Origin of the sequence: Corynebacterium limaceinasi, assembly GCF_046717465.1 — a bacterium.
Classification (GTDB): domain Bacteria; phylum Actinomycetota; class Actinomycetes; order Mycobacteriales; family Mycobacteriaceae; genus Corynebacterium.
Genome location: NZ_CP177100.1, coordinates 628,876 through 649,054 on the forward strand (window position 1 = coordinate 628,876; position 20,179 = coordinate 649,054).

Sequence of the window (20,179 nt, forward strand, 5' to 3'; positions counted from 1 at the left end):
TGCAGACTATGCTGCGCCATTTTTGCGAAAAGCTCAACAGAAACGAGGTGAGGAGCATGGCTCCTCTGATAGCCCCACCGCCAGCGAGTGACGAATCTGCCCCAACGGATGTGGACGTTCCTGGCACTTCACACGAACAGCGCGCTTCCGCTATCAAGGCCGCATTCATCGGCACGTTTATTGAGTGGTTCGATTATGCGGCCTATATCTATATGTCCGCGATTATCTCGCGTGTCTTCTTCCCAGAAATGGAAGGCCGCCGCGCGCTGATTTTGACCTTCGCGCTCTTCGCGCTGTCATTCCTGGTGCGCCCCATCGGTGGAATCGTCTGGGGCCATATTGGTGATAAGCACGGCCGCATCCACACGTTGACCTATTCCATCGTGCTGATGTCGCTGGCGACCGCCTGCATCGGCCTATTGCCTGGGTATGCCACCATCGGCTTTGCCGCCACGCTCTTGCTCCTTATGTGCCGCATGGTGCAAGGCTTTTCCGCCGCCGGTGAATATGCCGGCGCCGCCACCCACCTGGCTGAGATTGCCCCACCTGGAAAACGCGGGATTTATGCCGCGGTGGTGCCCTCGGCCACCGCATCCGGGCTGCTCTTGGGCTCGCTCATCGCGGCTTTTCTTACCGGCGTGCTTGATGATGGTGCCCTGCATTCCTGGGGCTGGCGCGTGCCCTTCCTGGTAGCGCTGCCGCTGGGCCTGTACGGCTTGTGGATCCGCCGCCACACGGAGGAATCCAACCGCTTTGAAAAGCACGCGGACACCGAGCTTTCGCCCCTGCGACAGGTGCTGAAATACCCCAAGGCCCTGGCTATTGCCTTTGCCGGCGCGGTGCTCAACGCGATTGGCTTCTACGTCATCTTGACCTACCTGCCCACCTATCTTTCAGAGGAGCTGGGCATGGCAGAAACCCCGGCGTTTATCGCGTCCTCGGTGGCCTCCGCGTTCTACGTGGGGTTTGCGCTACTTACCGGCCTGCTCTCTGATCGCCTGGGCCGGCGGACTACCATGCTGTGCGCCGCGCTCTTTATGGGCCTTGCCATCATTCCGGCATTCATGCTTCTCGATGGCGCAGGCATCCTGCTCGTCATCATCATTCAGGTGTGCCTGGGTGGGGTGCTGGCGCTTAACGATGGCGTCTTGCCCTCCTTCCTTTCCGAGCAGTTCCCCACGCACGTGCGCCTGTCTGGCTTCGCGCTGACGTTTAATACGGCCAATGCCATCTTCGGCGGTACCGCCCCGATGATCGCGACGTGGCTGATTGATACCACCGGAAATAGACTCGCCCCGGCCTTTTACCTGGTGGCCGCGGCGATCGTGACGGGCACCGCCGTGCTCTTCGCGCCGCGCAAGAACGACCTGGTGGCATAACCCGTGCGGGTTATGCCTGTGGAACTAGCAAAACGCCAGCGGCACTCGGTTCCTTTCGGCTCCGAGTGCCGCTGGCGTCTCTCTCTACAAGGGTGTTTCCATGTATCGGTTTTCACCGCCCTCTGGAAACTGAGGGGTTCTCTCTATCTCTCTCGTATGCGCTCTCTCAAACGCATGATTTAAGTATGGGGCACGCGGCTGGAACAGCAATGGAATCTATCTGATAGGTCGCTGAAAATTACTGAAAGTTTCCTGTACATCCATTTGTGCTGGTAAGCGGCCCCAAAGATTATCCTTCTATCAGCCCTTCATCGATGAGGAAATCTCGGGCCACGGCGGTGTAGTCCTCACCGTCCACGTCCACGCGGGCATTGAGCTCCTGCATCTTTTCATCCGTCAGGAGCTCCGCGAGGGGCGCGAAGAGATCCTTGATCTCTGGATGTTCTTCCAAGACCTCGGTGCGTACAACTGGGGCGAGGTTGTACTTAGGGAAGAAGAGCTCAGGATCCTCGAGCACGGTGAGGTTTAAGGACTTAATGCGGCCATCGGTGGCAAAGATCGAACCGAAGGTGCACTCGCCCTTATTCAAGGCGGCATAGACGGCGCCGGAATCCATAATCCGGATGCGGTCGCGCGGTGGTTGTTCAATGCCATAGCTATCCAGCATGGTAAGCAGGCCGTCGTTGCGGGCCAAGAACTCGCTATCGGTGCAATAGGTCTGTTCATTGGCGGGAATACCCTTGATATCGGCCAGCGACTCAAGGCCGTACTGTGCGCGGGACTGTTCGCTAATGGCCAGCGCGTACGTATTATTCATCGGCGCAGGGGGCAGCCAGGTAAGTCCATGGTCCTTATCGGCTTCTTTTACCGCCTCGTATTGCTCCTGCGAGCCGGGGACCGGATCGGCGTTGCCCAGGTAGGTAATCCAGGCGGTACCGGTGTATTCAAACATGGAGTCCATATCGCCGACCTCCAGCGCTTGGCGCGCCGAGGTGGAGCCGGGGATATTGGTCAAGTCCTTTACGTTGGCACCGGCGGATTCCAAGAGGATGGCGCCAATCTTGCCCAGGATCACCTGCTCGGTGAAGTTCTTGGAACCGATGGAAATATTGGCGCCATCCAAGTCGATATCGGCTAGGTCGCCCTTTAACTGTCCGCTCGGGATGAGGCCACCGGCGGTGCCGAGGCCGCACCCGGCGAGGAAGAAGGTGCCTGCGGCGGCGAGGGTTGCGAGGAGGCGTTTCATTTGATCATTCCCTTCGGGGCGAAGACAACCTCAAGAACGCGGCCCACCCATTCGACCGCTAAGGCTAAGGCGGCGATAAGGACCGCGCCAGAGATGAGAATAGGGTTGCGGTAGAGAGTAATACCGGTGGTAATCAGCCCGCCGAGGCCGCCGGCATCGATAAAGGTGGCAAACGCACCAGCGCCGACCAAAAGCACCAAGGAGGTGCGGATGCCGGTCATGATGACCGGCAGGGCCATGGGCAGCTCAACCTTGGTGAGCACCTGGATTGGTGACATGCTGAGGCCATAGGCGGCCTCGACAAGCTGCTTATCCACGCCCCGCAAGCCCGCAATCACGTTGGCGAGCACGGGCAAGAAGGCATAGAACCAGAGGCCGAGGATTGCCACCGGCTCGCCAAAGCCCAGCCAGATGGCCAATAAGACGATGACGCCGACGACGGGCGCGGCCTGGCCAATATTCGCGATGCTGGTGATGATCGGCGCCATGAACTTGGTGGACTTGCGCGTTAGCACGATGCCCAGCGGCACGGCCGTGGCGATGACCAGCAGCGCGGAGATGACCACGAGGACTAAGTGCTCGCGGGTCATGGTGAGCACGGAGCTAATCTGCAGGGTGCGCTCTTCAATATCATCGAGCTCGGCCGTGGCGTGCCAGATGAGCCAGCCGCCCACCGTAAGTACCACCAGGATGGGGATGCCGATGATAAGGAGGCGGTCTTCACCGGTCAGGCGCTTAAATTTCTCCACCGGAATCCACCTCCTGGTCATCTAAAGCCTCTTGGGCCGCGGCGTTCATCTGTTGGATATAATCCGTGACCGTTTCGTAGTACAAAACGCCCACAAATTCACCGCGGCGGGTGACAAGTGCGCCGCTGTGGGAGGAAGCAAGCATGGCAGACATGGCATCGCTAAGCGTAGAGCGCGCATCCACAACGGAGTTGAGCTCGAACTGCGGCTCCGGGATGGTCTCGTAGCGCTCGAGCTGGCGGGCGAAGATCCAGTCGCGGGGATGGCCCTTGTCATCGATGATGACCACCATTTCTTCGCCGGCTTCGCGCAGGCGTGCTAGGGCCTCACTTGTGGGTTCGCCGATGCGCGCGGTGGCCTGGTCCGCAAGGTCCAGCTCATCCGCGCGGCGCAGGTTGAGCTGCTTTAAGGCAGAGCCGGAACCAATGAAATCGGCGACGAAATCATTCGCGGGCGCGGCCAGGATGTTTTCGGGCGTATCGTACTGGCTGATCTTTCCGCCCGGTTCAAAGATGAGGATGCGGTGGCCCAGCTTGATGGCCTCATCGATATCGTGCGTGACGCAGATGATGGTCTTTTTCAACTCGGATTGGATATTGACCAATTCATCCTGCAGACGGGTGCGGGTGATGGGGTCGACCGCGCCGAAGGGCTCGTCCATCAAGACCACCGGCGGATCCGCAGCCAGGCCGCGGGCGACGCCGACGCGCTGTTGCTGGCCACCGGATAGCTCGCTGGGGAAGCGATCGCGGTAGGTGGCAGGATCGAGCCCGACCATATCCAAAAGCTCGTCGGTGCGCTTCGAAATCTTATCGGCCTTCCACTTCTTTAGCTTGGGCACAAGCGCGATATTATCCGCGACGGACATGTGCGGGATGAGGCCGCCGCCTTGGATGACGTAGCCAATATCGCGGCGCAGCTGCGTGGGGTTTTTCTTGGTGGCATCCTCGCCATCGATATAAATGGTGCCGCTGGTTGGCTCCACCAAGCGGTTAATCATCTTCAGCGAGGTGGTCTTACCGCAACCAGACGGGCCGACGAATGCGACCAGCTCGCCCGCCGGAATTTCGAAGGAAAGGTCCTCCACGGCGGGGGAGTCCTGGCCCGAATAGGCCTTGGTGACGTGATCGAAGACGATGCTGGCACCGCTATTGCTCGTGTCCTCGGCGTGCGTGGATGAAGCGTGCGTTGTATCGGACATTCTTAGATACCTTTCGGGGTGGTCAATTTTTGGATTCCGGCGAGAATCGCATCCACGATGAGCGCGATGATGACGACGCCGATGGTGCCCACCAGCGTGAAATTAAGTGCGTTGGTGCCGCCGATTTGGCTAAGCCCTGAGTAGATATATCCACCCAGCCCTGGGCCGAGCGCGTAGGCGGCGATGGCGGCAACACCCATAGACATTTGGGTGGAGACGCGGATACCGGTCATAATCACCGGCCAGGCCAGCGGCAGCCGGATGCGGAAGAGGATGGCCGTCGAGCTCATGCCCTGCCCGCGGGCGGATTCGATGACATCGTCGCTGACATTGTGCAAGCCGACGATGGCATTGCGCAGGATGGGAAGGACAGCATAAAAGACCACGAGGGCAACGGACGGTATGGTGCCGATGCCAAAAAGCGGGATGGCAAGACCAAGGAGCGCCAGCGAAGGCAAGGTCAACCCGATGGAGGTTAAGGCATTAGCAATAGCCGCACCGCGCGGGCGTTGGGCCACAAAGATGGCAATTACCAACGCGATGACCAGGGCCACAACGACTGATTGGATGACAAGGCTTGCGTGCTGGTAACTGCGGAAAAGGATATCCTGCCAGCGCGCAGCGATAAATTCGTTCATTTCATCACCTAAAAGAAAGAGAATAGGGCGCAGGGAAAATTATTAGGAGCACAGACTCTCTGGTCCTTCCTCTGCGCTGATGATGTGCTTCTAGCGTACAAGCTTTTTTACGCGCGAAACAATAGCGTGACAGGCTGGGCACAAAACCGGGGGCAGTGAGCACGAGGTAATACCGGTCTTATTGGCGGCCTAGAAAAACAGCACTTGGCCGATAAGTGCCAGGGCAGCGGTAATAGCTACCACCGTGACGATGCGGTTCAGGCGCTTAGTATCGATGAAATGGTTGAGATAGTTGGCAATGAATAAACCGACGACCACCAACGGGCTATAGGCAGCGGCGGCGTAGACCTGCGGCTGGGTCACCTGGCCGTTAAAGCCCAGGATGATAAGGGACATGACGGTACCGATCACAAAGGTGCCGGCGAGGCTGCCGCGGGTGCGCTGTGGGTCGAAGCGCTTCATAATCAGCGCCATCGGCGGGCCACCGATGGAGGTAGAGGTTCCCAGGAATCCGGAGGTAAGCCCGGCTAAGACGGTATTGCGCCTGGTGGGCTCGGGGCTCCAGCCGAGGCTGGAGAGGGACATTGCCAAGAGCACGGAGCAGCCGATGAAGATGGACAGGCCGTCGTGTGAGAGGGATGCGATCGCCCACGCACCGGCGAACGAGCCCGGAATGCGGGCGATGACGGATATGCCGACCAAGCGCCATGAGGTTTCGCGGTAGGTTCGCGCCAGCGTATAGATGGAAATGCACAGCGCGAGGAGCAAGATGAGCGTGGGGACTAAATCTGGGCGCAAGAGCGCGACTATGGGGGTGGCGATGGTGCCGAGCCCAAAGCCGATCGAGCCCTGAGTGATAGTGCCGACCAAGATGAGCACACCAATAAAGATGTAGACCCACGCGTCTGAAGAGATTCCCAAGAACATGATGGAAGGCAAGTATAGGGCACTTAACCTACAGCCGGGCGGTTACTTTCTCATTCGCTGCAATTTCATCCAAGCGGGACGCGGCGCAGAGTCCAGCGACGATAACGGCGGAGCCGCCGGCTGCTAAGGGCTCGAGCACGGCGCGGGTGAAGGAAGATTTGTCGCTCCATCCGGTAGATAGCAGCCGCTCGGCGCCGCCGGGCGGGGTCACCAATTCCGGCAGGGGCTGGGTTTCACCAAAGTACTGATCGCCATAAAAACGGACGGTGGGGCCGAAGTCGATGGCACCGGTGGGCAGATCCCCGCCGGATTCAACGATGCCGCGGCCAAAGGGGTCGTCGCTGATGAGCACGATATCGGCTTGCGGCTGGCGCTCTTGGGCGGCGAGGTAGCGGGAGGGGGAGGTAAAGACGACATCGGCAAGCGCGGCCGATTCACCAAAATCAAAGGTGGGCCCGGCGGCGAGGGCGCCTAAGGCAATGACGGCAGCCTGCCACGAGGTGGGCACGTCGATGGCGATGGTGGAATCAGGCTCCAAGTCGAGCTCTTCTTCCAACATATTGGCGATCTTGGCCGCCCAGTTATCGAGCGTCTGGGCGGAAAAATCCATGCGCGCGCCGGTGGATTCGTTATAAACAGTCAGCCGTGGGGTGGCGGCATCGGCGTTTAAAAGATGGGCGAGTAGTTCCATACCCGCCCATCGTAGGCCAGCCTGCTTAGTTCACGCAGCGCGGACCGTCGCCACCAGCGTCGATTTCAGGCGCAACCTTGTTGGCGCCGAAGTCGTTGCCCGGGGTTCCCACCAGGTCGGTATCTTCTTCGGCCGCGGATTCCTCGGCGCTGGCTTCCTCATCGGAGGGGCCCTGGTAGTCATCGGTGGCCACGACGAGCAAGGTATTGTCATCGAGCTGCGGGTTTTCTACCACTGGCAGGCCACCGAGCTTTTCCGCCAGCTTCTTGGCATCTTCGCTCTCGGGGTCCGCGGCCACGACCTGAGACTCAGAGTAGATGCCGGGCTGGGCATTGGCGGAGCGCTCGACGGTATAGCCGGTGTTTTCCAGCCAGGTGCCGATGCCGGCGGCCAAGCCATCGATATTGCCGGCATTGAGGACGTGGACCTCGTTATCGGAGTTGATATCGGAATCGTGCTCCGCTGCGTTTTCGGCGTTTTCCTCCTTGTGGGCCGCGTCTTCTTCGGCTTCCTCGTGCGACATGGCCAGATCCTCCATGAAGCGGTGGACCTCATTGGTATCGATGGTGACGATGGATTCGCCGTAATCGCCGCGGCCATCGATGGAGGTCACCGGGGTGGTGGTGAAGGTGACATTGCCGCCGGCCAGGCCTGCTAGCTGGGTGACAAAGCCCATGATGTCCCAGCCGTCATCGATGACCACGGAGCGCTCCACGGCCTTCGCAATCTTGGAGAGCTTGGACGGGCTGGTCAGCGTGTCATTATCGAGCACCTTCTTCACCAGCGAGGCCATATACGCCTGCTGGCGCACGATGCGGTCAAGGTCACCGCGCGGCAGGTTATAGCGCTGGCGTACGAAGGTCAGCGCCTGCGCGCCATCGAGGGTCTGGATGCCCTTGTGGAAATTGGCGCCGGACATCTCGTCCTCAACATCCTCGTTGAGGCACACCTCGACGCCACCGACGGCATCAGTAAGCAGCGTAAAGCCGAGCAAGCCCACCTCGGCGTAGTGGTCAATGGACACTCCGGTCAGGGAGTGCACCATCTTGAGCAAGCCTTCGCGGCCGGCTTCCACGCCGCGCTTTTCGATGTCCTTATCCGAATACGGTTTCTTCTCGCCCTGCGCCTCCGCCTTGGCGTTTTCCTGCTGGAGCTCCTGGACCTTGTCGTTTTTGTGCGAGGCGTAGACGGCATTGATCTTCATATTGCCGTAGTCCGGATCGTTGACATAGGTATCGCGCGGAATGGAGACCGCGGTAGCGCGCGAGCCGTCTTCCGGAATGCGCACGAGCATGATGGTGTCGGTATTTTCCTCACCCTCGGCAACGCCGGCGTGGAGATCCGCCAGCTCCTTTTCGGAGAGGGGGTTGCCCTGGGCATCGGTGCGCGAGTCCTTGCCCACGAGCAAGATATCGGCGGCGCCGTCCAAGGAAGGATCGGATAAACCATCCTCGCCCAAAGATAAGTCCGAGGCGGAGGACATGCCCGTATCCAGGCGCCCCACCGTGGCGTAGCCCACGCCGGAGACAGCCAGGATGAGGGCAGAAATAACAGCCACGATGGTTTTGGTGGCCGTGGAACCCTTTTGCTTAACCGCGCTAGCGGCAGAGGGCGCGGGTTGGATATTGCGCGCCCGGCGAGTGTTCTCAGAAGTCACAAGTGAAGGCTTTCTACTTTCCGGGGATCTGGAGACAGTTTAGGGGAGATCTCGCCAAAATTAGGGATCCGTGACCAGTTTCGCGTGTTTGAAACAGTGTCTGTCTCCGGACACAGCCTCTGGCGTGACTAAACTTGGGGCCCATTGTGACTACTGAAACTACAGCTCCGCTCGCCATTATCACCGTGACCTATAACCCCGGTGAGTACTTGGCGCGATTTATAGGCTCCCTGCCGGACGCCAGCGCTCAAGGCGCCCAGGTGGTGCTGGCGGATAATGGCTCGACCGACGGCATCCCCGAAGCCGCTGCAGCGGAAAGGGAAGGCGTGGACTTCCTCGATACCGGCGGCAATATTGGCTACGGCGCTGGCATGAACGCCGGTGCTCGGTGGGTGCGCGAGAACCGGCGCGTAGACGAAGAGTTCTTCCTTATCTCTAACCCGGATGTCACCTTTAGTGAAGATGCCATTGACCAGATGATTGCGTGCGCGCGCCGCTGGCCGGATGCCGCGGCGGTTGGCCCGCGCATCGTGGAACCGGACGGCAGCAACTACCCATCCGCCCGGTCTGTGCCGAATATATCCACCGGCATCGGCCACGCGCTGTTTTCTAACCTGTGGCCTTCTAATCCTTGGACGCGCACCTACCGCAACGATGCCGATATGTCCGTCCAGCGCCCCGCCGGGTGGTTATCCGGATCCTGCCTCTTGGTGCGTTGGGACGCCTTTGATGCCATCGGCGGTTTTGATGAGCGCTACTTCATGTACTTGGAAGACGTGGACTTGGGCGATCGCTTCGCGCGCGCCGGGTATCAAAACATTTTCTGCCCAGAAGCCGTCATCAGCCATGCCAAGGGGCATTCCACCCAGGCGCACGCCGGGGCGATGCTGCGCGCGCACCACAGCTCTGCGTACCGCTTTCAGGCGGACCGCCACCCGGCGTGGTGGCAGGCCCCGCTGCGCGCAGCGTTGTGGCTGGGATTGCGGGTGCGGGGAGCGGTAACGGCCGCTCGCGCTAGTACCGCCAAAGATTCGGACGCCTGAAGCGCGTGCCGTTGACCTGGTTTCTGGCCGCGGCCGCATACACTGACCTTCGAAAAACCTCAGAATAAGATTGTCTGCATACAAAGGATGACTATGACTGAAGCAGCCACCACCCACGGTGCCACCACCGATGCAGTGATTTTGGTGGGCGGGCGCGGAACTCGCCTGCGCCCACTGACCATTGGTACGCCCAAGCCCATGCTGCCGACGGCGAACTACCCGTTCCTGCAGCACCTGCTCGCCCGCATCAAGGCCGCGGGCATTGAGCACGTGGTGATGTCCACCTCGTACAAGGCAGAGGTTTTCGAGGAATACTTTGGCGATGGCTCCGAGCTCGGCCTGGACATCGAATACGTGGTGGAAGAAACCGCGCTGGGCACCGGCGGCGGCATTCGCAACGTCTATGACAAGCTGCGCAATGACACCGTCATGGTCTTCAACGGCGATGTTCTTTCCGGCATGGATCTTGAGGGCATTTTGACCACGCACCACAACAAGGGTGCGGATGTCACCATGCACCTGCTCAACGTGGCGGATCCGCGCGCCTTTGGCTGCGTGCCCACGGATTCCGAGGGCCGGGTCACGGCCTTTTTGGAAAAGACCGAGGATCCACCAACCAATCAGATCAACGCCGGTTGCTACGTCTTTGACCGCTCCGTCATCGAATCTATCCCGGCAGACCGCGTGGTCTCGGTCGAGCGTGAGACCTTCCCGGGCTTGCTTGCCGATGCCCGCCTGGTCGTCGGCCACGTCGATAACTCCTACTGGCGCGATATGGGCCGCCCCGATGACTTCACTCGCGGCTCCTCCGACTTGGTGCGCGGCATCGCGCCATCGCCGCTGCTGGAAGGCCGCACCGGTGAATCCCTCGTGGAATCCTCGGTCGGCATTGCCGGCGGCGTGCTGCTGCTGTCTGGCACCGCGGTGGGCCGCGGATCCGAGGTGGGCGCCGGCTCCCGCCTTGAAGGAACCGTGGTCTTTGATGGCGTGCGCATCGAACCAGGCGCCATCATCCACAACTCCATCATTGCCTCGGGCGCACACATCGGTGCCAACGCGGTCATCGAAAACTGCGTCATCGGCGAAGGTGCCCACGTTGGCGCCCGCTGCGAGCTCGTGGACGGCATGCGGGTCTTTCCTGGTGTGACCATCCCCGATGCCGGCATCCGCTTTAGCTCCGACGCCTAAAGCGCCCACCACCTACCCCTCCGCACCGCTTGCAGCTCGGCCGCGAGCGCGGTGCGGAGGGCTTTGTGCTCCCCGCCCGGCCGAGATTTTGGGAGACACGCCGATACTTCCTGAAAATTGTTGACAGAAAAACCGGGCACCACTATATCTAGTACCCCCTACCTATACCCCCGGATGGCACCGGATGTTACTAATGTGACGGATGGGGATCGTGTGCAGCGTTTTTGCGATAAAGCGCAGAAAAGGCACTAATTCAGGTTGACGATATTTAGTGATCCGGTGTGAAATTACATCAGTGCAAGAAACGGCGACCGACACACCCGTTTTACGGATTGGCTCGCGGATTGACGGCGATTCAGTCGTACTTCAGCCTCGTGTACAGTCGGTTGCACTGATTAGGATTACCCAACCTCGGAGAAAGGAAAAGGCGTGGACAAAATGGCTAATAACAACGCCATTCTCCGTGGCGGTGCTGCTGCAGAGGTATCGCTCGATGAACTCTTCGGTGCCGTCGAGCAGGAGTGGCAGGATCAAGCGTTGTGCGCGCAGACGGATCCAGAGGCATTCTTTCCCGAAAAGGGAGGTTCCACCCGTGAGGCAAAGCGTATCTGCCAAGCCTGCGCGGTGCGCGATGAGTGCCTGGAATACGCGCTGGAGCACGATGAACGCTTCGGAATTTGGGGCGGGCTTTCGGACCGCGAACGCCGCCGCCTCAAGCGCGAGATTGGTTAATTAAGTTGTGTGTGCTCTAGCCCTTGGCTGCGCCCCATGTGGTGCTGTCAAGGGCTAGAGTTTTCTTTAGCGCGACTATGCTTTCCTACCAGCTATAGCGTGGGTCTACCTCCTCTGGGGCGAGGTTTAAGTAATTGGCCACCAGGGCGGTAATGACCGTGCCGAGGAGCTCCGCGCGCTCGGCGGCGGTGACGGCACGCTGCTCAATGGGCATGCGGAAGATGACGAGGCGGGCGCGGGTAGGGCTGCCGGAAGAGTCGACTCCGGCGGGCACGATGCGGCCGAGCGGCACGGGACCATCGGCAATGATTTCATCCGGCAGCACCGTCATATCCGCCGAAAGGCGCATGCGCGGGATGGTATCTACTGCAAGGTCGAGCCCGCGCAATTGCGGGGCGAAGGCGTGCTGAATGGGGGCGTAGGCCTCGAGGACAGCGGCATCGAAAAGCTCGCGGGCGCTGCGGTAGCGCGGGGTTTGCTGCGGCAGCAGGGGCCCGTGCAGGCCGCGCCCGTGGCGGTCACGGGCGGGTCGGATATGCGGGCGGGGGCGAGCGGCGGTCATGGCGTTGATTCTAAAGCTCGGTGGCGGCGCAATAAGTGCAGCCACGCCGGGGAAGTACTATCTAAATCTCAACCAAGGGTTTAGACTAATGCGCGTGACTGAATCTCGCCATTGCTCCCGCCCAGGCTGCGGCCGACCCGCCGTGGCGACGTTGACCTACGCATATGCGGATCAGACCGCTGTGGTTGGCCCGCTGGCAGAAGAGGATAACCCGCACAGCTGGGATCTCTGCAGCACTCACCGCGACCGCATCTCCGCGCCGGTGGGGTGGGAGCTGGTGCGAGTAGACCGCATCGAGCTCGACGAGGATGACGACCTTATGGCCCTGGCCCAGGCGGTCAAGGAAGAAGGCAGGGTTACTACGGGGCTTGTCGATGACCGCAGCGCCGGCTCCGGGGCAGATCCCATCGATTACGCCGCCACCTTCGATGGCGCTGATCCCGCCAATTCCAACCACCCGGTATTTCGCACCCGCCGCGTGGCCTATGCCAAAAAGGCCCGCCGCGCTCACCTGTCCGTCGTCCCCGATGCGAACAGCGAGGACAGTTCCAGCTCCGCCGCGGAGCAAGACACGGCGACCGAGTCCGAGTCCGACTAAGCGCGGGTTGAGCACAGCGCCTGAAAAGCCCCGCGCTAGTTAGCTGCAGACACGGAAGGAGCACTGCGCTAGTTGCCCGCAGGCAGGGAGTATTATTGCGAGGTATGCGAACTCGTGAGCATCTTGATGCAGTGATTAAGGCCTATGACGTCCGTGGCGTGGTGGGCGAAGATATCGATGAAGACTTTGTGCGCGATACTGGCGCCGCCTTCGCCGCGATCCTGCGCGAAGAAGGCGAAAACACCGTGGCCGTCGGCCACGACATGCGCCCGTCTTCACCCGCGTTGGCGCAAGCCTTTGCTGAAGGCGTGGTGAGCCAAGGCCTCCACGTGACGCTTCTGGGGCTTACCTCCACCGATGAGCTCTACTATGCCGCGGGTTCTATGGAGTGCGCGGGTGCGATGTTTACCGCCTCCCACAACCCGGCGAAGTACAACGGCATCAAGCTCTGCCGCGCCGGTGCCGTCCCCGTGGGGCAGCAGACTGGGTTGGAAGAAATCAAGCAGATGCTTATCGATGGCACCCCAAACTACGACGGCCCCCATGGTGCCATCGCAGAGCAAGAAATCCTGACCGGCTACGCCGATTTCCTGCGCCACCTCGTGCCGCTGGAAGAGTCCAAGCCGCTGGTCGTCGCCGTCGACGCCGCCAATGGTATGGGTGGGCACACCGTCCCGGCCGTCTTCGATGGCCTGCCCTTTGATGTCCGCGATCTCTACTTTGAGCTTGATGGCACCTTCCCCAACCACGAGGCGAACCCGCTGGATCCCAAGAACTTGGAGGATCTGCAGACATTTACCGTAGAGCAAAACGCCGATATCGGCCTTGCCTTCGATGGCGACGCCGACCGTTGCTTCGTGGTGGATGAAAAGGGCCAGCCGGTATCGCCTTCTGCCATCTGCGCGCTGGTGGCCAGCCGCTACTTGGATAAGTTCCCAGGCGCGACCATTATCCACAACCTGATTACCTCCAAGACGGTGCCGGAGCTCATCGCGGAAAAGGGCGGTACCGCCGTGCGCACGCGCGTGGGCCACTCCTTCATTAAGGCCCAAATGGCCGAGCACAAGGCGGCCTTTGGCGGCGAGCACTCAGCGCACTACTACTTCCAAGAATTCTGGAACGCCGATTCCGGCATGTTGGCCGCCATGCACGTGCTGGCCGCGCTGGGGCAGACGGATAAGCCGCTCAGCGAGCTCATGGCGGAATACTCCCGCTACGAGGCATCCGGCGAGATCAACTCCACGGTAGCGGATCAAAAGGCCGCCACCCAGGCCGTGCTCGATGGGCTGGCGGATAAGATCGAATCTGTCGATGAGCTCGATGGCGTCACGGTCGAGCTCAAGGGCACGGACGCGTGGTTTAATGTGCGCGCTTCCAATACCGAGCCGCTGCTACGGCTCAATGTTGAGGCGAAGACCTCCGAAGAGGTCCAGCAGATTGTGGACGAGGTCCTCGCCATCATCAGGCGCTAATTGCTGGAATCACTGAACTACTGCGCGCGGGAGTGGGCCACCATGTCTTCCCACTCCACGTACTTCTTTCGCTCGCGGCCTTCGCGCTCGCCCAGTGCGCGCTCAGCGGCATCGAGGCGTTGCCAATCCTGCCAGGTGAGGTAGTCGACGCCCTTATCCGCGAAGGCCTCGGTGATATCGCCGGCGGTGGGGGAAGGTAGGCTGCCCGCGGCGGCATCATCAAGCAGCATGCCAATGGTTTCGCTGGCATCGGACTTGGTAATGCCAATCAGGCCGACGGGCCCGCGTTTTACCCAGCCGGTGGTATAGAGGCCGGGAACAATGGCACCCTCTTCGTCGATGACGTGGCCGCCGTCATTGTTAATGACGTTCTTCTCTCTATTAAACGGCACGCCGTCCACGGCGTCCGAGCGGTAGCCCGTGGCAAAATAGACCGCTTGCACCGGCCACGTGGTGAATTTACCGGTGCCGCGCACGTTGCCATCGCCGGTCAGCTCGGTGCGCTCCGTTTTAATCCCGCTGACCCGGCCGTTCTCACCGAGGATCTCCACCGGCTGTTCAAAGAGGTGAATCTGCAGCGTATGCGGGGCCTTTTTGGGATCGCGAATGGCATATTGCTCAAGAACCTGGCAGACCAAATCCGTGGACTTGCTGGAAGCGCGCGCCTCTAGCGAGGCCTCATCGTAATCAATATCTTCGGGGGAGACGACCACATTGATGTTGTCCGAGTGGTCGAGCTCTTTGAGCTCTTGCGGGGTGAACTTGGCTTGGGCGGGACCGCGCCGCCCGAAGACGCGCACGGTTTCTGCCTTATTGCGCGCCAGTGAATCGTAGACATTATCGGCGATTTCGGTCACCTTAAGTTCATCGCCCGTCTTGGCCAAGATGCGCGAGACGTCCAGGCCCACGTTGCCCACGCCGATGACGGCGACCTCGCTGGCGGAGAGATCCCACTCGCGCTCAAAACGCGGATTGCCGTCATAGAAGCCTACGAACTCACCGGCGCCGTGCACTCCCTGCAGTTGTGCACCAGGGATATCGCGGTGGCGATCGCCTACCGCACCGGTGGCAAAGATGACAGCATCGTAGTGCTGCTGCAGCTCGTCTACGGTGATATCGCGGCCGATGTGCACGTTGGTAAGCAGGCGAATCTGCTCCGTGTCCAATACGCGGTGCAGGGATTTAATAATGCCTTTAATGCGTGGGTGGTCAGGGGCCACGCCGTAGCGAATGAGGCCGAAGGGGGCGGGCATCTGCTCAATGAGATCGATGTGTACATTGCCACCGGTCTTTTTCACCAAGATATCGGAGGCGTAAATGCCGGCGGGACCGGAACCGATGACGGCTACGTTTAAGGGCTTTTCTGACACGGTAATTTTGCCTTTCTTGTCTGCGTATTCTCCCGCGGTGGGGTGAAGGGAACGACCCTCGATAAATATGCGTAAATAGACCACATAGTCTATTTATCGCGGTTGAGTGCGGGATTTCTCTTAAGAGAGTGAACCGTATGGTCTATTTGCAGACAAGTGGAAGAATTAGATTCTTTATTAAACCTTCTCAAAGTGCAGGTCACAGCTTTGGGAAAAGTGAAAATAAAACAGACCGCTTTGTCTGTAATCTATAGACGAGTAGGTTTCACCTCAACGCTTTGAAAGGGAGGTCTACACCACATTATGGCTACCGCAACAACGACCAAACGCAAGCCACGCGCCAATAAGCCCGAGGGCCAGTGGAAAATTGACGGTAAGGAACCGTTGAATAACGATGAGGCCATCAAGCAGGACGATGGTGGGCTTTCTGCCAAGCAGCGCGTGATAGACATCTACTCCAAGCAGGGATTTTCCTCCATCCCGCCGGAGGATTTAGCACCGCGCTTTAAATGGCTCGGACTATATACGCAGCGCAACCAGAACCTGGGCGGGGAGATGACCGCCAAGCTATCCAACGCGGAGCTGCAAGATGAATACTTCATGATGCGCGTGCGTTTCGATGGCGGCCGCGCCGATCCAGCCAAGCTGCGCGCGGTGGGAGAAATCTCGCGCGATTATGCTCGCTCCACCGCGGACTTTACAGACCGCCAAAATATTCAGCTGCACTGGATCCAGATCGAAGACGTGCCCACCATCTGGGACAAACTCGAATCCGTGGGCCTGGGCACCTTGATGGGCTGCGGCGATGTGCCGCGCGTCATCCTGGGCTCGCCGGTCGCCGGGGTAGCCGAGGATGAAATTATCGATGCCACCCCAGCCATCGAAGAGATTAAGAATAATTACTTACCGCGCGAGGAGTTCCACAACCTTCCCCGCAAGTTCAAAACCGCCATTTCCGGCAATGCGCGCCAGGACGTTACGCACGAAATCCAAGACGTTGCCTTTGTAGGCGTCAACCACCCCGAATATGGCCCCGGTTTCGATTGCTTCGTGGGCGGGGGACTATCCACCAACCCGATGCTCTCGCAGTCTCTAGGCGCGTGGGTGCCACTCGAGCGCGTGCCGGAAGTATGGGCCGGTGTGGTCAGCATCTTCCGCGACTATGGCTTCCGCCGCAACCGCAACCGCGCGCGCTTGAAGTTCTTGGTGGCTAAATGGGGCATCGAAAAGTTCCGCCAGGTCCTCGAGGAGGAATACTTGGACAAGCCGCTTATCGATGGCATCCCGCTCGAGGTCAATCCCGGGAGCCGCGATCACCTGGGCGTGCACCGGCAAAAGGACGGCAAGTTCTACGTCGGCGTGAAACCCACCGTGGGCCACGCGACGGGCGAGCAGCTCATTGCCATTGCCGATGTCGCAGAAAAATTTGGCATTTCGCGCATCCGTACCACCCCGATGAAGGAATTGCTCTTCCTCGATGTGGAAGAAGACGATATTCCGGCTCTCTCCCGCGCACTGGATGAAACGGGCTTGTATTCCCAGCCCACGGAGTTCCGCCGTGGTGTCATCTCCTGCACCGGACTGGAATTTTGCAAGTTGGCGCACGTGACCACGAAGGCCCGCGCCATCGAATTGGTGGACATTCTTGAAGACACCCTGGGGGATTTGGATGTACCCATTTCCATCGCCTTGAATGGCTGCCCCAATGCGTGCGCGCGTTCCCAGGTATCCGATATCGGGCTTAAAGGCCAGATCGTCACCGATGCCGATGGTAACCGCGTCGAGGGATTCCAGGTCCACTTGGGCGGTGCCCTCGGCCTGTCCCCCGACTGGGGCCGCAAGCTCCGCGGGCACAAGGTCGTGGCCGATGAAGTACCGGACTACGTCATCCGGCTGGTCAATAAGTATAAGGAACAACGCGAAGAAGGCGAGCAGTTTCGCCACTGGGTACTGCGCGCCGAGGAGGAAGATCTGCAGTGAATTTTCGCCGTAAGCCTAATCCCAATCGCAACCACCCCACCTTTTGCCCGTACTGCGCCGGCACCGATCTTTTCCCCGATGAAGAAGACGACTTTGCCTGGAACTGCCAGGAGTGCCTGCGCGTATTTTCGGTCCGCTTCCACGGACAAGACGATGCCCCCGTGGCACCGGCCCCGGCCGTTTCGTCCACCGAAGCTCTGCAGCGCTCCCTAGCCCGCCGCGGACACTCCACGGCTCCAGTGGATTAAGGATGCACCATGACCGCACTCATCACCTTGTCCCACGGCTCGCGCCACCCGGGCGCCGCCGTCGGCATTGAACGGCTCACCCAAGCCGCGGCCGCCGCGATACCAGCTCACCCGGCCTATAGGGCGGCGCACTTGGAGTTCAATACCCCTGATCTCACTTCTGCTGCGCTCGACCTCGCGCGCTGCGGGAAAGATTCGGCCGTAGTGATTCCGCTGCTTTTTACGCAGGGCTACCACCAGCGCGTTGACGTTCCCCGCGTTATCGCTGCGGCTGAAGAAGCCTCAGGCCTGCGCTTGGTGCAAGGCGAGTGCTTAGGCGGAGGGCGCGCCGCACGAGATGCGGACAGGCGGGAAGCAGGGGAAGAGGAACTGGCGGCGGTACTCGCCGCGCGCGCCAGGCCTGGAGATACCCACCACGTCATCTACTCCGTTGGTTCCTCCGATGCTGCGGCCAATGACTCCATCCGCCGGCTCGCCGCTCGGGTATCCCAGCTTACCGGTGTACCCGCCACGGCCGCGTTCGCCACCCGGGGTGGCAGCAACGGCATTCATGCATTGGCAAGGAGCACTGCGCGAATGCGGGTTATCCCGCTCTTTGTAACCGCAGGACTGCTCCTTAAACCACTGTCATCTACTCCCAGCAATGTCACCGTCGATCCCGTTCTTGGTACCGATCTCGCTGGCATCGTTGCTGCCCACTATCACATCGCCCAGGAGGTCGGTGTCCCATGCTAACCCTTATTTTAATCGCCGTGGCCGGTGCGGCCGCCCAGCTTGTCGATGGCGGCATCGGCATGGGCTTCGGCGTCACCTCAACCACCATCCTTCTCCTCGCGGGCCTTGGGCCTGCCCAAGCCTCCGCCGTCGTCCACACAGCCGAGCTAGGAACCACCGCAATGTCTGGCCTGAGCCACGCCCGCTTTGGCAATGTGGATTGGAAAACCGTCTTCCGGCTGGGCGTGCCGGGGGCCATCGCGGCGTTTATCGGCGCCACCGTGCTCTCCAATATCTCCACCGATGCGGCAGCCCCGATTACCGCGCTCATCTTGGTGGCCATCGGCAGCAACCTCATCTGGCGCTTTTCCCGCCCGCGCCGGGCGAAGTTTGTGCAAAGGCGCAGCCATTCCACCCCATTTTTGATCGGGCTCGGTTCCGTTGGCGGCTTCGTTGACTCCACCGGTGGCGGCGGCTGGGGTCCGGTATCGACCTCGACGCTCATGGCGATTGGCCGCGAGCAGCCCCGCCGCATCGTCGGCACGGTAAATACCGCCGAATTCTTGGTCACACTGGGTGCCACCCTCGGCTTCGTCGTTGGATTGTGGCAGGATATCGTCGCCAACCTCTCCGCCGTGCTGGCCCTGCTCATCGGCGGGTCCATCGCCGCCCCGATTGCGGCATGGGTGATTTCCCGGATCGAGCCGGTCGTCCTCGGAGGCCTCGTGGGTACGGCCATCGTGGCTCTCAATATCGGCAAGGTCTTAGGCGGGCTAGAAACCTACTTCGGGCTGACGGTACCGGGCTTCGTCTCCCCGCTGCTCATGGTCCTAGTCCTCGTCGTGGGCATTTCCGCCACCATCCACGGTGCGCGCGCTACCCGGGCAGCCCGCGCGAGGGAGCTGGAGGCCGAAAACGCCGAAACCAAGGCGCACGCGGAATTTCATGCCGCAGGTTTTGCACACAGCGCGGCCGGTGCCTCCAAGGACGTGAGCGCCGTGGAGGAATCCGCACCGCGGGCGGATAAAGCCTAATCCTCGGCCGGGTCGAGGCCGGCAACCTCGCCGATGACATACACAGCGGGGGAGGAGACGTTATTGTCCTCCATCGTCTGCGCAAGGTGTTCTAGATCGCAGCGAAATTCCCGCTGCGTATCCAGGGTGCCCTCCTGAATAATCGCGCACGGCGTCGACCCAGCAAGCCCGCCTTTTTGCAATGCCCTGGCAATCGCCGGGGCATTTTTCACGCCCATGATTATGGACAAGGTCGCACCTGACTGGGCCAGGGCATGCCAATCCACCAGGGACTTCTCGTGGCCTGGAGGCAGATGCCCTGATACGACGGTAAAGCCGTGAACCATTCCGCGCTGGGTGACGGGGATGCCAATGCCCGCGGGCACGGAAACCGCGGAGGTCACCCCTGGGATGACGGTGGTGGGGATAGATGCCTGGGTTAAGGCCTGTACTTCTTCAAAGCCGCGGCCGAACACGAAAGGATCTCCGCCCTTCAGCCGCGCTACCTTCCGGCCGGCTTGAGCGTGCTCGATGAGCAGCTCGTTGATCTTGTCCTGGGTAATGGACTTCTTGTAGGGCAGCTTGGAGACATCGATAAGCTCCTTGGCGGAGATATTGCAGAGCTTATCCAACTGCGCGGCAGGGCCTAGGTGATCGGTCAGGATGACCTCGGCCTCCTGCAAGGCGCGCATGCCGCGAACCGTAATCAGGTCCCACGCGCCAGGGCCGCCACCGATAAGGGATACGGGGTGAATTTGTGCGGACGTCATG

General features: G+C 60.5%; 20 protein-coding genes. 10 read left to right on the forward strand and 10 right to left on the reverse strand.

Features of this window, described 5'->3' with window-relative positions; all coding sequences use genetic code 11:
• Positions 1–56: 56 nt before the first annotated feature.
• The gene (locus tag ACLI1Q_RS03120; protein WP_239269388.1) at positions 57–1,379 is read left to right on the forward strand and encodes an MFS transporter; all 1,323 of its coding nucleotides are present in this window, start codon (positions 57–59) and stop codon (positions 1,377–1,379) included.
• A gap of 289 nt (positions 1,380–1,668) precedes the next feature.
• On the opposite strand, the gene ACLI1Q_RS03125 is transcribed toward ACLI1Q_RS03120, so the two are convergent.
• The 7 genes from ACLI1Q_RS03125 to ACLI1Q_RS03155 all read right to left on the reverse strand — a co-directional run bounded on the left by ACLI1Q_RS03125 (position 1,669) and on the right by ACLI1Q_RS03155 (position 8,488).
• Positions 1,669–2,625 carry a glycine betaine ABC transporter substrate-binding protein gene (locus ACLI1Q_RS03125; RefSeq protein WP_239269389.1) on the reverse strand — a complete coding sequence of 319 codons (957 nt, stop codon included), beginning with the start codon at positions 2,623–2,625 and terminating at the stop codon, positions 1,669–1,671.
• Positions 2,622–3,374: an ABC transporter permease gene (locus ACLI1Q_RS03130; protein ID WP_023016900.1), complete on the reverse strand. Its 753-nt coding sequence runs from the start codon at positions 3,372–3,374 to the stop codon at positions 2,622–2,624. The genes ACLI1Q_RS03125 and ACLI1Q_RS03130 overlap by 4 nt, the downstream gene beginning before the upstream one ends.
• Complete coding sequence (locus ACLI1Q_RS03135; protein WP_239269390.1) at positions 3,361–4,575, reverse strand: ABC transporter ATP-binding protein; 1,215 nt, start codon at positions 4,573–4,575, stop codon at positions 3,361–3,363. Before ACLI1Q_RS03135 ends, ACLI1Q_RS03130 begins: the two co-directional genes overlap by 14 nt.
• Positions 4,576–4,577: 2 nt before the next feature.
• The gene (locus ACLI1Q_RS03140; RefSeq protein ID WP_239275615.1) at positions 4,578–5,213 is read right to left on the reverse strand and encodes an ABC transporter permease; all 636 of its coding nucleotides are present in this window, start codon (positions 5,211–5,213) and stop codon (positions 4,578–4,580) included.
• A 189-nt stretch (positions 5,214–5,402) separates the two neighbouring features.
• Positions 5,403–6,140: a sulfite exporter TauE/SafE family protein gene (locus ACLI1Q_RS03145; protein ID WP_411697070.1), complete on the reverse strand. Its 738-nt coding sequence runs from the start codon at positions 6,138–6,140 to the stop codon at positions 5,403–5,405.
• A 28-nt stretch (positions 6,141–6,168) separates the two neighbouring features.
• On the reverse strand, positions 6,169–6,831 hold the full coding sequence (locus tag ACLI1Q_RS03150; RefSeq protein WP_239269393.1) for a TIGR03089 family protein: 663 nt from the start codon (positions 6,829–6,831) through the stop codon (positions 6,169–6,171).
• A 25-nt stretch (positions 6,832–6,856) separates the two neighbouring features.
• Positions 6,857–8,488, reverse strand: coding sequence for an LCP family protein (locus tag ACLI1Q_RS03155; protein ID WP_411697071.1), 1,632 nt, complete (start codon positions 8,486–8,488; stop codon positions 6,857–6,859).
• 134 nt (positions 8,489–8,622) lie between these two features.
• Here ACLI1Q_RS03155 and ACLI1Q_RS03160 point away from each other — a divergent pair, with 134 nt between their 5' ends.
• The 3 genes from ACLI1Q_RS03160 (at position 8,623) to ACLI1Q_RS03170 (ending at position 11,451) form a co-directional block, all read left to right on the forward strand.
• Complete coding sequence (locus ACLI1Q_RS03160; protein WP_239269395.1) at positions 8,623–9,531, forward strand: glycosyltransferase family 2 protein; 909 nt, start codon at positions 8,623–8,625, stop codon at positions 9,529–9,531.
• Between the two features lie 93 nt (positions 9,532–9,624).
• Positions 9,625–10,719, forward strand: a complete 1,095-nt coding sequence (locus tag ACLI1Q_RS03165; protein WP_411697072.1) for a sugar phosphate nucleotidyltransferase — start codon at positions 9,625–9,627, stop codon at positions 10,717–10,719.
• Between the two features lie 438 nt (positions 10,720–11,157).
• Positions 11,158–11,451 (forward strand): WhiB family transcriptional regulator, encoded by a 294-nt coding sequence (locus ACLI1Q_RS03170; RefSeq protein WP_005277485.1) that lies wholly within the window; start codon positions 11,158–11,160, stop codon positions 11,449–11,451.
• 85 nt (positions 11,452–11,536) lie between these two features.
• Here the strand turns inward: ACLI1Q_RS03170 and ACLI1Q_RS03175 are convergent, their stop codons facing one another.
• A complete protein-coding gene (locus ACLI1Q_RS03175; RefSeq protein WP_239269397.1) occupies positions 11,537–12,013 on the reverse strand; it encodes a metallopeptidase family protein in 477 nt (158 codons plus the stop codon).
• Positions 12,014–12,101: 88 nt separating this feature from the next.
• On the opposite strand from ACLI1Q_RS03175, the gene ACLI1Q_RS03180 reads away from it, so the two are divergent.
• Both ACLI1Q_RS03180 and ACLI1Q_RS03185 read left to right on the forward strand, forming a co-directional pair.
• The gene (locus ACLI1Q_RS03180; protein ID WP_239269398.1) at positions 12,102–12,611 is read left to right on the forward strand and encodes a DUF3499 domain-containing protein; all 510 of its coding nucleotides are present in this window, start codon (positions 12,102–12,104) and stop codon (positions 12,609–12,611) included.
• A gap of 104 nt (positions 12,612–12,715) precedes the next feature.
• The gene (locus ACLI1Q_RS03185; protein ID WP_239269399.1) at positions 12,716–14,083 is read left to right on the forward strand and encodes a phosphomannomutase/phosphoglucomutase; all 1,368 of its coding nucleotides are present in this window, start codon (positions 12,716–12,718) and stop codon (positions 14,081–14,083) included.
• 17 nt (positions 14,084–14,100) lie between these two features.
• On the opposite strand, the gene ACLI1Q_RS03190 is transcribed toward ACLI1Q_RS03185, so the two are convergent.
• Entirely contained in the window at positions 14,101–15,453 is a 1,353-nt protein-coding gene (locus ACLI1Q_RS03190) for an FAD-dependent oxidoreductase (RefSeq protein ID WP_239269400.1), read from the reverse strand.
• Between the two features lie 303 nt (positions 15,454–15,756).
• On the opposite strand from ACLI1Q_RS03190, the gene ACLI1Q_RS03195 reads away from it, so the two are divergent.
• Genes ACLI1Q_RS03195 through ACLI1Q_RS03210 form a run of 4 tightly spaced genes read left to right on the forward strand, consistent with a single transcriptional unit; the run spans position 15,757 to position 19,429 of the window.
• Positions 15,757–17,433 (forward strand): nitrite/sulfite reductase, encoded by a 1,677-nt coding sequence (locus ACLI1Q_RS03195; protein ID WP_411697073.1) that lies wholly within the window; start codon positions 15,757–15,759, stop codon positions 17,431–17,433.
• Complete coding sequence (locus ACLI1Q_RS03200) at positions 17,430–17,681, forward strand: hypothetical protein (RefSeq protein ID WP_005277497.1); 252 nt, start codon at positions 17,430–17,432, stop codon at positions 17,679–17,681. Before ACLI1Q_RS03195 ends, ACLI1Q_RS03200 begins: the two co-directional genes overlap by 4 nt.
• Before the next feature lie 9 nt (positions 17,682–17,690).
• A complete protein-coding gene (locus ACLI1Q_RS03205) occupies positions 17,691–18,416 on the forward strand; it encodes a sirohydrochlorin chelatase (protein WP_239269402.1) in 726 nt (241 codons plus the stop codon).
• Positions 18,410–19,429, forward strand: coding sequence for a sulfite exporter TauE/SafE family protein (locus ACLI1Q_RS03210; RefSeq protein WP_239269403.1), 1,020 nt, complete (start codon positions 18,410–18,412; stop codon positions 19,427–19,429). The genes ACLI1Q_RS03205 and ACLI1Q_RS03210 overlap by 7 nt, the downstream gene beginning before the upstream one ends.
• Here the strand turns inward: ACLI1Q_RS03210 and cobA are convergent.
• Positions 19,426–20,178, reverse strand: coding sequence for a uroporphyrinogen-III C-methyltransferase (gene cobA / locus ACLI1Q_RS03215; RefSeq protein WP_239275623.1), 753 nt, complete (start codon positions 20,176–20,178; stop codon positions 19,426–19,428). The genes ACLI1Q_RS03210 and cobA overlap by 4 nt on opposite strands.
• Between the last annotated feature and the right edge of the window lies 1 nt (position 20,179).